The 12,410-nt window shown below is 43.0% G+C and carries 12 protein-coding genes and 5 tRNA genes; 6 read left to right on the forward strand and 11 right to left on the reverse strand.

The window, feature by feature from the left end:
* Positions 1 to 78 precede the first annotated feature (78 nt).
* A tRNA-Ser gene (locus tag ACYQ2C_RS02390) sits at positions 79 to 166 on the reverse strand.
* Between the two features lie 217 nt (positions 167 to 383).
* On the opposite strand from ACYQ2C_RS02390, the gene ACYQ2C_RS02395 reads away from it, so the two are divergent.
* Both ACYQ2C_RS02395 and ACYQ2C_RS02400 read left to right on the forward strand, forming a co-directional pair.
* Positions 384 to 1,352 (forward strand): hypothetical protein, encoded by a 969-nt coding sequence (locus ACYQ2C_RS02395; RefSeq protein ID WP_460099537.1) that lies wholly within the window; start codon positions 384 to 386, stop codon positions 1,350 to 1,352.
* 209 nt (positions 1,353 to 1,561) lie between these two features.
* Positions 1,562 to 2,950, forward strand: a complete 1,389-nt coding sequence (locus ACYQ2C_RS02400) for an adenylate/guanylate cyclase domain-containing protein (RefSeq protein ID WP_460048793.1) — start codon at positions 1,562 to 1,564, stop codon at positions 2,948 to 2,950.
* Positions 2,951 to 3,042: 92 nt separating this feature from the next.
* On the opposite strand, the gene queF is transcribed toward ACYQ2C_RS02400, so the two are convergent.
* The 7 genes from queF to ACYQ2C_RS02435 form a co-directional block, all read right to left on the reverse strand.
* The gene (queF, locus tag ACYQ2C_RS02405; protein WP_460099534.1) at positions 3,043 to 3,957 is read right to left on the reverse strand and encodes an NADPH-dependent 7-cyano-7-deazaguanine reductase QueF; all 915 of its coding nucleotides are present in this window, start codon (positions 3,955 to 3,957) and stop codon (positions 3,043 to 3,045) included.
* Positions 3,958 to 4,031: 74 nt separating this feature from the next.
* Positions 4,032 to 4,805, reverse strand: a complete 774-nt coding sequence (locus tag ACYQ2C_RS02410) for an ABC transporter permease (protein WP_460048796.1) — start codon at positions 4,803 to 4,805, stop codon at positions 4,032 to 4,034.
* A complete protein-coding gene (locus ACYQ2C_RS02415) occupies positions 4,802 to 5,752 on the reverse strand; it encodes an ABC transporter ATP-binding protein (RefSeq protein WP_460048797.1) in 951 nt (316 codons plus the stop codon). Before ACYQ2C_RS02415 ends, ACYQ2C_RS02410 begins: the two co-directional genes overlap by 4 nt.
* Before the next feature lie 392 nt (positions 5,753 to 6,144).
* A tRNA-Gly gene (locus ACYQ2C_RS02420) sits at positions 6,145 to 6,220 on the reverse strand.
* Between the two features lie 2 nt (positions 6,221 to 6,222).
* Positions 6,223 to 6,298: transfer RNA gene (locus ACYQ2C_RS02425), tRNA-Glu, on the reverse strand.
* Between the two features lie 190 nt (positions 6,299 to 6,488).
* Positions 6,489 to 6,564: transfer RNA gene (locus ACYQ2C_RS02430), tRNA-Gly, on the reverse strand.
* Position 6,565: 1 nt separating this feature from the next.
* A tRNA-Glu gene (locus tag ACYQ2C_RS02435) sits at positions 6,566 to 6,641 on the reverse strand.
* A 292-nt stretch (positions 6,642 to 6,933) separates the two neighbouring features.
* Here ACYQ2C_RS02435 and ACYQ2C_RS02440 point away from each other — a divergent pair.
* Positions 6,934 to 7,704 carry a hypothetical protein gene (locus ACYQ2C_RS02440; protein ID WP_460048798.1) on the forward strand — a complete coding sequence of 257 codons (771 nt, stop codon included), beginning with the start codon at positions 6,934 to 6,936 and terminating at the stop codon, positions 7,702 to 7,704.
* Position 7,705: 1 nt separating this feature from the next.
* Here ACYQ2C_RS02440 and ACYQ2C_RS02445 read toward each other — a convergent pair whose 3' ends face one another.
* On the reverse strand, positions 7,706 to 8,386 hold the full coding sequence (locus ACYQ2C_RS02445; RefSeq protein ID WP_460099530.1) for a DNA-3-methyladenine glycosylase I: 681 nt from the start codon (positions 8,384 to 8,386) through the stop codon (positions 7,706 to 7,708).
* A gap of 51 nt (positions 8,387 to 8,437) precedes the next feature.
* A complete protein-coding gene (msrB, locus tag ACYQ2C_RS02450) occupies positions 8,438 to 8,851 on the reverse strand; it encodes a peptide-methionine (R)-S-oxide reductase MsrB (protein WP_460099527.1) in 414 nt (137 codons plus the stop codon).
* A gap of 240 nt (positions 8,852 to 9,091) precedes the next feature.
* On the opposite strand from msrB, the gene ACYQ2C_RS02455 reads away from it, so the two are divergent.
* Both ACYQ2C_RS02455 and ACYQ2C_RS02460 read left to right on the forward strand, forming a co-directional pair.
* Positions 9,092 to 10,306 carry a pyridoxal phosphate-dependent aminotransferase gene (locus ACYQ2C_RS02455; RefSeq protein ID WP_460048803.1) on the forward strand — a complete coding sequence of 405 codons (1,215 nt, stop codon included), beginning with the start codon at positions 9,092 to 9,094 and terminating at the stop codon, positions 10,304 to 10,306.
* Between the two features lie 36 nt (positions 10,307 to 10,342).
* Positions 10,343 to 10,801 (forward strand): hypothetical protein, encoded by a 459-nt coding sequence (locus tag ACYQ2C_RS02460; protein ID WP_460048805.1) that lies wholly within the window; start codon positions 10,343 to 10,345, stop codon positions 10,799 to 10,801.
* Positions 10,802 to 10,804: 3 nt separating this feature from the next.
* On the opposite strand, the gene ACYQ2C_RS02465 is transcribed toward ACYQ2C_RS02460, so the two are convergent.
* A complete protein-coding gene (locus ACYQ2C_RS02465; RefSeq protein ID WP_460099523.1) occupies positions 10,805 to 11,749 on the reverse strand; it encodes a class I SAM-dependent methyltransferase in 945 nt (314 codons plus the stop codon).
* A 358-nt stretch (positions 11,750 to 12,107) separates the two neighbouring features.
* On the opposite strand from ACYQ2C_RS02465, the gene ACYQ2C_RS02470 reads away from it, so the two are divergent.
* Positions 12,108 to 12,362, forward strand: a complete 255-nt coding sequence (locus ACYQ2C_RS02470; protein WP_460048807.1) for a hypothetical protein — start codon at positions 12,108 to 12,110, stop codon at positions 12,360 to 12,362.
* Positions 12,363 to 12,410 lie beyond the last annotated feature (48 nt).

Below are 12,410 nucleotides of genomic sequence, written 5' to 3' on the forward strand. Positions count from 1 at the left end.
CTCTCACCGCGCTAGCTTTGGCGGATATGTTCAGGCATAAAAAAAACCCCTAACATTGTAGGGTTTTTCAACATTCGATGGCGGTGAGGGAGGGATTCGAACCCTCGATGCCTTACGACATACACACTTTCCAGGCGTGCTCCTTCGGCCACTCGGACACCTCACCTTCAAAATTGGCATCTTGGAATAAGCAGAAGCGCTAATTTTGGGAGGGCGAACTATACGCAAACACTAAGTTAGAATCAATGCTTATTCTTTCTGTATTGATTTACGCACTGTAAAGATAACAGGCAACATGGATACATTTCTGTTCTTTGACAATACTTAGTAACGTGGCTTCTTATATTTAAATATCGACCCCCTAACCAAAAGTTGAAAAAGACATGCAGATATCCAAATGGATCGTGATTGGCACCTTGGAAATTTACGCTGTACTGATTCTGCTGTCGGTGTTTTTGCTCTTTAATATCAAAGGTCTGAGAAAGCTTGTTCAAAAGTTGATGCTAACGATTCAAGGACTTACCGACGAACTGAATGAGATCAAGGAAAACCCTACTCATAGCTCAAATGACAAGCAGTTGTACCAAAAACAGGTAGGCCAGCAGTTACAAATTAGTCTTGGGCATCTCGCTAAGATTTCTAGCGCGCCTTCAGTTGAAGATGCGTTGAAATCATCCGATCAGCCAGAGGCGCAAGCAGTTGCGTTTCGAGCACAAATTCTGCAAACAGAAATGGATGCCATCGAAGATAATCGTACCAACTGGAGAAAACTTTATTCAAGCCTGAATACTATTGTTCGAATGTTTGAACAAGAGCCCAAGTCAACAGAGCAAGCAGCCTCTCGTGCAAGCGGCATAAAGAGTTTAACGCAAGAAATTGATTCTATTTTGAAAGGCTCTGAAGACAAAACCCACGGTGAAATCTGTTCAGAACTTATGCAGTACAAAGATCTGTTGAAGCAGCTGGAGCGCAATTCTGACTCTGCTCAATCTGAGCATTTTCAAGACACGCTAAAGAATTGGAAGCAATCTGCCAATTTGTTTAAAAAATCGCTTCAGAAGCAATCAGCAGAAGTGTCTTCGAGTGATCAAAAACAGCAGTATCAACAACATTTAGCGTCGTTCGATGCTTTTATGAATGAATCACATGTGCATATTAATGCCCTCGAAAATGAAGTGATTCGCCTAGAAAAAGAGCTTAATACCAGTAAAAGCCAGCGGAAAACGCAGCCAGATAACAAAACTACACAGCAACTTATGAACGAAAATGTTGCACTAAAAAAACGCCTAAAACAGCAGCAGGCGGAAATTGATCAATTACTAGCTCAAATGCAACTCGATGACAGTTTATGATCAACTACCAAAGCCGTAATGACTAACAATAGACAGATGAATTCTTGAAGTTGTATATTCCACCACGTTATTTCAAACGCTATGTCTCGAAACCTAATAAAAAGAACAGAACAAAACTTTTTGTTTGATCCTTACTTTATTAAATGTGATTATGTTTGATCTTTCGCTCGTTAATTTATAATTCAACAAGTATTCGCAGTGCAACGTTCATGACGAGAGAAAAAATCCAGTACAGTGACTTTTGGGCAAGTCCGCAACGATATTTTTACTTCCGCTCGTTAATTGCGTTTTCAGTGGTTGGTTCTCTTGTTTCTTACAGAAGCTGGCCAGAATTTGATATAACTTCAATCGCCCTTTCTATTCTTACCCTGTGTTACTTGGCGCTTACGCGTTTTCTTTCTGAAAAAAAGCATTCCGATGAACGAAAAGAAAAACTCGAACGCTATTTTGGTTGGGTAGATGCAGCTCTAATTGGCGCCTGTTTGTGCCTTGTTGATTTTCAAATTTTACCAACAGTCTTATTTGCCACCATTATTCAATTTAATGCAGCGTTACAAGGTGGCAGCCGAAAATGGCTTGAAGATAACGCAGCCTTTTTTATTGGCGCTGGCACCGGCGGATTTTTGTACACACCCGTTTGGGTGCTTAGTTCCAGTGTTCAAATCAGCGCAACCACTCTTATTGGCGTTAGTGTTTACATTGTACTTTATGGTTTGTACTTAAATTCTAAGCTTCGCTCTGCCAGTAAACGAATCGCAGAGCTAACCGAAGTTACCGAAAAAGAAAAGGCCAAAGGCTTTTTACTATCTCGATACATTTCACCAGCGGTTTACAGCGCCATCAGTACCGATAACGAAAACCGCCTGCAGACCGAACGCAAACGCTTAACGGTGTTCTTTTCGGATATCCAAGGGTTTACGTCGCTTTCTGAAGAACTGGAAGCAGAAACGCTTTCAACACTGCTCAACTTATATTTGACCGAAATGACCAAAATCATTGCCCATTTTGGCGGCACGGTTGATAAGTTTATGGGTGATGGAATTATGGTGATTTTCGGTGATCATGAATCCAAAGGCGTAAAAACCGACTGCATTCGCTGTGTATCCATGGCGATTGCCATGAAAAAACGTATGCGTGTTTTACAGAATCATTGGTTTAGCCAAGGCATTAAGAAGAAATTGCAAATCCGTATGGGCATTAACACCGGCTACTGTACGGTAGGTACCTTTGGTACTCGCGCCCATCACCTCGATTACACCGCTCTCGGTACACACGTTAACTTGGCGAGTCGCTTGGAGTCTGCCGCCGATCCCGGCGAGATTTTGTTGTCGCATGAGTCTTGGGCTTTGGTTAAAGACACCATCATGTGTACCAACAAAGGCATGATCGAGGCCAAAGGCTTTAGCTATCCCATTGAGGTTTACGAGGTCGTGGACTTCCGTAAGAACCTCGGCGCACATCAAACCTATATGGAATCTAACGCCGAAGGTTTTTCCATGCATTTAGATCTAGAAAAAGTGCGTAACTTTGAGAAAGAAAAGGTTATTTACGATCTAGAAAAAGCGTTGCAAACCATTAAAGATCGAGTAATCCAATAAAGCCGTAGCAATTACGGCTTTATTTCAGTAAAACTCACGGGAAAGACTCAATCATTTTAGAGCTTTACCCAAGACCTTCATACGCTAAAAAGCTACTGACGAATCAACTTCACGGTGTTAAGCGTAAGCTGCTCTAGGGGAATATTGGTTCGCAACGGATTAATATCCAAACCGCCACGGCGAGTGTAACGCGCATAAACCAATAATTGCTCGGGACCACATTGTGCGGAGATATCGTAGAAAATACGCTCAACACACTGCTCATGAAAATCCTGATGCTCACGCATTCCTACCACGTAACGCAGCAGATTCTCATGGGAAATGGCAACGCCTTTATAGTAGATCCACAAACTCGCCCAATCTGGCTGTCCAGTTACAGGACAGTTCGTTTTGAGCAAATCTGAATACACAACTTCGCTGATTCTTCCCTTGCGATTTAAATCTAAGGTCAAAATAGATTTATCGCTGGGGTTACCAGAGATTTGAATATCTTGCTGATCAAGGCAAATGGCTTTGTTTTGATGGTGTGCAGCGGTTAAGAACGAGGGAATATCAAATGGCGCCAAACTCCCAGAAGAAGCTTGAAAGTAGGTTTCGGCTTCTTTAAGGGTCATTAAACGCACATCAACGCTACCGCCCGTAACTAGACTCAGATCCGTCTGCATACATTCTCTGACGGTTCGAATACTTTCAAAGCGAGTTTGGTTAAACGAATTCAAATACAACTTAAAGGACTTGGATTCAACAATTGATTCACAACTGAGAGGAAAACGAAATTCTGCAACCGCCACTTGAGGCAATCCCTTGGGGTTTAACCAAGAAATCTCCCAAGCCGTCCAAAGATCAAACCCCTGCAACTTAGCAACATTCATGTTTAGTGAGTGCGTACTGCGTGCGGTTTTACGAGCAATGGGAAACAACAGCGATTTATCGTACTTAGAAACGTACTTGGTCTCTTTACCCAATAAACTGCCATGTGCGTTATTTACTGTTTTTTTATCGCTCAACTTGAATCCAAACCTTCGAGTCAAAAATCAATTTAATAACCAGGTCACATAAATAATGTGACCTATATCAACACCTAAGAGCGTAAGCGTTTACCGTTATTGAGTAAATACATGGCGTAGATAAATAAGATAACAATAAACAGAACAACGCCGGTAAAGGCGAAGCTAATATCAATATCAGAAATGCCCAAAAAGCCATAGCGGAACGCATTCACCATGTACAAAATTGGGTTTAGTTGAGATACCGACTGCCAAAACTCCGACAACAAACTGATGGAATAGAATACACCACCCAGATACGTTAAAGGCGTTAGAACAAAGGTAGGAACAATACTGATATCGTCAAATGAATTGGCAAAAACAGCGTTAATTAGACCCGCCAGAGAGAACAATACCGAGGTTAAAAACACAATGGCGATGGTAACGGCTAAATTATGGACATGCAGATCAATAAAGAAAAACGATACCAGAGACACGATCAGGCCAATTAATAGACCTCTCGCTACGCCACCGAGAACAAACCCCAACAAAATAATGTAATTGGGCGTAGGAGAAACCAACAGCTCTTCGATACTGTTCTGGAATTTAGCGCTGTAAAAAGAACTAACCACGTTTGAATAACTGTTGGTGATCACCGACATCATAATCAAGCCGGGAACAACGAACGACATATAATCAAAGCCGTCCATCTCTCCAATCCGCGAACCGATCAGCGCCCCAAAAATCACAAAGTACAAAGACATAGTGATTACCGGCGGCAAAAGCGTTTGAATCCAAATTCGTGTAAAGCGACGCACTTCTTTAGTAAAGATGGTCGTTAAGGCAATCCACTGCTCAGAAAAATTCACGCACTTACTCCTGTTTGTTCAGCAGCTTTTTTCTTTTTATTGGCTTCTACCAGTTTTACAAAAAGCTCTTCAAGACGATTAGCCTTGTTACGCATACTGATGACTTCTACAGATTGTTGACTAAGGGCCGTAAAAACATCGTTCATTGACTGGCCTTTTTCTAATTCAATCTCAAAAGATTGAGTATCGGTAACCTTCACGTCGTAATTCGCCAGCGTTAAATCGCCGACAGGCTTACTGGAATCAAAAATAAAGGTTTCTCGATTCAATTTTGAAAGCAATGCTTTAATGCTGGTATTTTCGACGATCGAGCCTTGATCAATAATCGCAATGTTGCGACATAAGCTTTCGGCTTCTTCAAGATAATGGGTCGTCAAAATAATGGTGGTGCCTTGTTTATTAATTTGGCGAAGGAACGTCCACATTGAACGACGTAATTCAATATCAACGCCCGCGGTTGGTTCATCAAGAATCAACAGCTTGGGTTGATGCACGAGTGCTCGGGCAATCATTAAACGACGTTTCATACCGCCGGATAAGAAACGTGCTTGGGTAGAACGCTTATCCCAAAGACCGAGCTGTTTAAGATGAGTCTCGGCGACCTCACCGGCCTCCTTACGATTAATTCCGTAATAACCAGCCTGGTTAACGACAATATCGAAAACCTTCTCAAAGTGATTAAAGTTAAACTCTTGCGGTACAACACCTAAAGACTTTTTGGCAAGCGCCATATCTTTATCAATGTCATAACCCAAAATAGAGACATCACCCTGAGTCTTTTTAACCAAGGAGCTAATAACACCGATGGTTGTCGATTTACCGGCCCCATTAGGACCTAACAATGCAAAGAAATCGCCCTGCTCCACTTCTAGGTCAATACCTTTCAGCGCAGTGAAACCATTAGCGTAAGTCTTTTGCAAATTTCTGATTGAAATTGCAGCAGTCATAAAAACTCTTCTCTGAAATTTGCTGAAAATGAGAGCGCAGAAATTAAATGTGTCGGGGTTTTATACGATGATTAGTAAAAACCAGCGTTAAGCTCGAATTTACCGAATGTTTGAAGTTTAAAGAAACCATTTAGTTATTGCAGTGAAAAAACCCATAACCTCAAGATATATGATTGTAGGGTATGAACACTAGCTTAGATAACGCATGGTTTTGATTGCCAGAATTTTTAAAGGTATGGAAACAAACTTCAATTACAACAACACTGTGGTTGATGTGCTTAGACAATAACAAATATACGAGTTTCGTAAAATTATCTTTTTATGATGATATCTATCGAATCACTCGATCATTCATCGAATGATCAAACAAAAACAGATGTAGAAAGGAGAACTGGAGCGGGAAACGAGACTCGAACTCGCGACCCCAACCTTGGCAAGGTTGTGCTCTACCAACTGAGCTATTCCCGCAATGGCGTCCCCTAGGGGAGTCGAACCCCTGTTACCGCCGTGAAAGGGCGGTGTCCTAGGCCTCTAGACGAAGGGGACATAATTCGCAAAAACGAAATGTCACTTTTGACGACATCAAAGCGGAAGCTTTAAGCGTCTATACTCACAAAAATAAATACCAAGCCACTTAAATTTCAGCAGCTTAAATCCGTATAGACGGGATTTACCTCTGAGAATACATAAATCAGGATTATCTGATTTACAAAATAAACTCTATTGAGAGTTTATTTGGAGCGGGAAACGAGACTCGAACTCGCGACCCCAACCTTGGCAAGGTTGTGCTCTACCAACTGAGCTATTCCCGCATGGCGTCCCCTAGGGGAGTCGAACCCCTGTTACCGCCGTGAAAGGGCGGTGTCCTAGGCCTCTAGACGAAGGGGACTTAGGACCTTGAACAAAAACTTGTTTAAAAACCGTACCTTAGCGAACTATGTAAGGTTGTAAACATGTCCTCGTTCAGAAGTGGGGCGAATTCTATGGACAGCTAAGGCGACTGTCAACACCTTTAAAACATTTTTGTTGCAAAACTCTTTGCGAATATAAGAAACGTATTAAAAGTAACCGACTATACTCAATAAATGAACGAAAATGCCGACTACAGGTGAATCTATGTTCGCCAATACCAGCGCAACCGTCAAACCTATTTTTTACAGCCCAACGGGATTTTAACCAGAATGACATCCGTTTATATCGCAGCTGGAATAATCATCGTGCTAATTATGGTGCTGTGTTACGCATTTATGGTTCAAACCGTAGCGAAGAAACGCGAGCAACAACTGCGGATGATTCAAGTTCTTGAACAAAGAATTAAAAACTTTTGTATTTTGACAAAAGCATTCCCACCTGGGTTTTTATCAAAAGAACTCGAATTGCTCATTTATCAGCAACTGATTGACGCGACTAATCAACTAATCGAACTAGCACCCAAAGAAAAAAAATACAGTGAAGAACTAGAAGTCTACACCCGTGAGCAATCGGAGCTGCAACGTAAACCACCACAACATAAAAGGGTGAAGCTTTCGTCACCCAAACAAGCCAAAGAAGTTAAGGTGTATTTGAACGAGTTGAATAAGTTTATTCATCGTTTAAACCAGCGAAACAAGTTATCGAACAATGAGTTCAATACCTACACCGCCCAGATTAAGCAACTCGTGTTACATATTGCTGTGGATAACTATGTCAGCCACGCTCGCGCGGCTGAAACAGCCAATAAACCCAGAATGGCGCTGCATTACTTCACACTTGCTAAAAATTTGATGCTGAAAGAATCCACCGATAAGAATCAGAAGTTTCAGCTTGATCAAATTAACAACCAAATCGAGCGCTTAGAAGAACTCACCGCCGTGCCAGATATCCCGGAGGAGGATTCGACAGCGCAGGGCGGCGATTGGGATCAATTTAAGTCAGAAGATGACGGCTGGAAGAAAAAAGCCATCTATGACTGAGTTAGAAAGTCTCGGCTAGCACCGTATAGGAAATGATCCGACTGAGCTCGCACAAGGGCCGGCCGGTTTCTTCACGCCATTGGTTAAACGCCAGTTGCACTGCATTTAGGTCACGCTTAGAAGACGGAACCTTATCGACAATATTTTCGGCTTTTAAAACAGCAACGACATCGTTGGTAAGTAAAAACGTATCTTTGCCGACCATTCTTAAGAATCGACTGCCAGACATGCCGCCTAGCTGAGCACCAATTTTTTTCAGCTCAAGCCACAAACCAACAATATTGTCTTCGGGCCGTTGAGCGAGAAACTGACCGAAACTGCCATATTGGCGTGAAATATCGATGATCATTGCCGCATTTAAACGAATCGACTTCATCTTACCCAAATGTCGAATCAACTCTTGATTCGACATAAGATCGTCGATGTCCGAATCGCTGAGCATGGCGCATTCCATAGGATCAAACTGACGCAGTGCTTTTTCAAAGGCGGGCCAGCGATCGTTGACCATACTGTGCTTTAATCCCGCTTGAAAGACACGACGAGACATGTTCGATAGATAAAACGCGTTACTCTGAGAGGAAAGAGTCTTAGCGCTGGCAGGTTTCGGCAGCGAAGCCTCAATCTTCGCCAAACTACCCTTGTGCAGCACCGCTGTCTCTAAAATGTCGGAAAAGGCTCTCACCAACACCCCCAGTCACATCTGTTTGAAACCCAAGAGCTTTGAATTTGCACGCTACTCTTCACGACCTTCCACCAACTCAAGCGAAGCCGAATTAACACAATAGCGCAAACCTGTAGGTTCTGGCCCATCGGGAAATACGTGGCCCAAATGGCTTTGGCATTTGCCACAGAGTATTTCAACTCTACGCATACCAAAGCTGGTATCAAACTCTTCAACGATTACATCTTTGGAAATTGGCGCATAAAAACTCGGCCAACCACTGCCGGAATCGTATTTGGTTTGCGAGTCGAAAAGCGGTTCGTTACAGCACTTGCAGTGGTAGATACCATCGGTTTTGGTATCCCAATATTTACCGCTAAAAGCTGGCTCTGTGCCGCACTGGCGGCAAATACGATATTCTTCTGCCGATAATTTATCTTTCCAGGCAGCTTCTGCTTCTTCATTTTTTGGGGTTTTCTCTGCCATAATCTCGCGCCTTTTCTGTTCTTATTGGAATTGATACTAAATATTCTTGCCTTCGATTAAGCATCGAAGCATTTGTTCAGCAAGCAGTAACTATCAGAACGGTTTAGCCAATTAATTCACAGTATCTTATTTAGTTATCTGTGAAAAAGCTTGAGCAAAACATTTGTTCAACGTGATTTGTATTATGTTCTTAGCGAAATACGTCGCCTTAAATTTAACCTTGTTTGCACAGCCGCGCCTATGAAACCGATCGAGAAGTCCCATAAATTACACGGTGTATGTTACGACATTCGAGGCCCAGTACTCGACCACGCCAATCGCATGGAAGAAGAAGGCCACAAAATTTTAAAGCTCAACATTGGTAACCCTGCGCCATTTGGCTTTGACGCACCGGACGAAATCATCCATGACGTCATCAGTAATTTAAGAGATGCCCAAGGTTATACCCACTCAAAAGGGTTATTTGCAGCGCGTAAAGCCATCATGCACGAATGCCAAACACTGAAAATACCCGGTGTTGAAGTCGGCGATATCATTCTGGGCAATGGCGTCAGTGAATTGATCATGATTGCCATGCAAGCGCTTGTGAACAACGGCGACGAAGTACTGGTGCCTGCTCCTGATTATCCTATCTGGACCGCAGCCGTGAGCCTCGCCGGTGGTAAAGCACGGCACTACCTCTGTGATGAGCAATCCGATTGGTATCCCGACCTCGACGATATTCGCTCAAAAATCACTCCAACCACCAAAGCAATTGTGGTTATCAACCCCAACAACCCAACCGGAGCGGTTTATTCTAAAGAGCTGCTCAATGAGATTGTTGAGATTGCTCGGACCAATAATTTGATCATCTTTGCCGATGAAATTTACAGCAAAATTTTGTACGACGGAGCCGAGTTTGTTCCCATGGGCAGCATTGCAACCGACGTGCTGTGCATCAGCTTTAATGGTCTCTCTAAATCTTATCGCTTGGCTGGTTTTAGATCGGGCTGGATGGTGATATCCGGCGCCAAAAAGGCCGCAAAAAGCTACATAGAAGGCCTTGAGATGCTCTCGTCCATGCGTCTGTGCGCGAACGTTCCGGCTATGCTCGCGGTACAGACCGCACTCGGTGGCTACCAAAGCATTAATGAGTTGGTTATTAACGGCGGGCGTCTGTACGAGCAAAAAACACTGGCTCACCGCAAGGTTAACGACATTCCGGGCGTTAGTTGTGTAGAACCCAAAGGCGCAATCTATCTGTTCCCTAAATTAAACCTTGATGTTCACAAGATCGCGTCCGACCGACAGTTTGTTTTGGACTTTTTGCTGGAAGAAAAGATTTTGTTGGTGGAAGGCAGCGCATTCAATTGGCCAAATAAAGATCACTTTAGAATCGTGTTTTTACCGCGCTTGGACGAACTTGATCATGCACTTGACCGTTTAGCCGTTTTTCTGGATCGTTATCAAAAATAACTCCAGAAGTTGACCATCTAAGGCTAATCTAGCGCTATGGCCGATATACATATTGCAGATTTTTACAAAGATTGCGCGTCGATATTTGTGACCTTGTATCGCAACTTTCCGCGCAAAATCCAACTCTACGTCGACGACATTGCCGGGGCGGACGAACCCGACGAGTTTGGGTTACCAAGCCCCAGGCATTCGTCATGCTTCGCAACGATGGTATGGCTTGCGGAGTCTGGATACATTCAATATCAAACCAATATTCGCCAAGAGGCGCTCGATCTGGCGCAACTCACGCACTTGGGCTTTATGTTGCTGTCGAGCCCAAGAACCATACCTATATCGGCAGCACTCAGCAGCCCAACCGACCTTGACCTAGACGGCCCTCAGTCATCCGCTAACCACATTCATAATCTGCGACAACAGTTGCGTACCGGTTCTTCTAATGCGATCGAACGAGCCGTTACCGAAGTTTTCGCTCAATCCTATCGCTACAGAGGCTAATGGCTAAGTAGGATCACTATCGATAGATTGATCATTAACGAATCGATAGTGATACAGCTTTAGTGCCTGATTTGGGTCTTTTTCTGGAAAATACGGATTCGCAGGAAGGCGCTCAACGAGTTCAGCCTGTGGCAAGATTTCTGAAAATAAATCGGTCAAAAAAGACGCATCAAGCTCCGGTGAGTTTAAACACGCAAGCACCTCACATTGTTCGGCGGCTAATTCGGGAATTCGACGAATCAATTTGCGGTAATCTCTTTGTGCAACAAAGCTGCCTTTTTGGAAAGACGGTGGATCGAAGATAATAACGTCGAACGGGCCGCGTTTTCGAATACGCCCCCACGACTTAAGAATATCTTCCTGCATAAACTCAACATTGTAGGTGTCTTGGTTATTTAAATGATGATTGGCTCGACCTCGATTCAGAGATTGCCGACTCATATCCACGTTAACAACTTTTGCCGCACCTACTCCGACTCCTACCACCGAAAAAGCACACGTAAAAGCGAATAAATTGAGTATGCGTTTCGATTTTCCGTGTTCTTCAAGCCAATGACGACCAGGCTCTATATCCAGAAAAAAGCCTACATTCTGCTGGCGACCAACACTTAACTCGAAACGCTGCTGATCGCGAACTGCATAAAAATCGGCATCGGCATCGCCACGAACGCATTGCCAAGCTTGCTCAGTTAAATAGCGTCGATGATAAAAAACCGTGTCTATCGAAAGCTCATCGGCCAGAACATTGATTTCATCTATAGAAGGCAAGTCAAAATCTAAAGGCTTGTATGCTGAGATAATCAACAACCTTGGATGCCAATCGATGGTCAGGTGTTCAAATCCAGCGTAGGTACCACCGCGGCCGTGGAAGATCCGCACAGATTGCCGTTTCTCCCAAGTATTCAGTTGATTAAATCTCTGTACGATGAGGTCAAGTATCGGAGACAAGCGCTTTTCCCTAAAAATTGACAATTGTACAACGAAAGGGGCATTTTTTAATCGCGTAAGATGTGCGATGGTTAGTTAATACAACCCGACATCAATTGGAAAGGTTGTTTTTTATGCAAAAATATAAGAAGAATAGGCAGTGCTCTGAAAACAACGTTGCAAATTTGGGTAAATAATTCAAACACAAGCGACTGCGAAGATTTACCAGAGGGATATTTATAGACCGTCGGAACACATAGCTAGAAGAAAGTTAATAAAACTAAACGATGGCCACGCACGAATAAATCGTCACTGTACAATAAAAGTGCAAGCTTTCTCTGGCAATATCACCGGATACCAAATAGAGGGATCGAGCAAAATGATTGTATTTATCAACAATAACGCGTTAAAAAACACCGCGCTCAAAATGCTCCATTCGAAACAAAAACGGGATGTTCAAAAACCTTTTGGGTATTTAATCAACTCTCAGGGCGAATCCGTAGGAATTACCGATCAAGTTGTTTTAAATTGTATTAATCAATTTGAAGCGGAAGGCCACTACCCTAATCGCTGGGCAATGATAAAAAATAAACTGCCTAAAAAGCCGTTCTTAAAACTCTTAACGTTTTCTTAAAGAATATAAATAAACGTCTCGACGGTTAGATAAAGCAAACAAAAATTG

The sequence above is a fragment of the Sessilibacter sp. MAH3 genome (assembly GCF_054658275.1).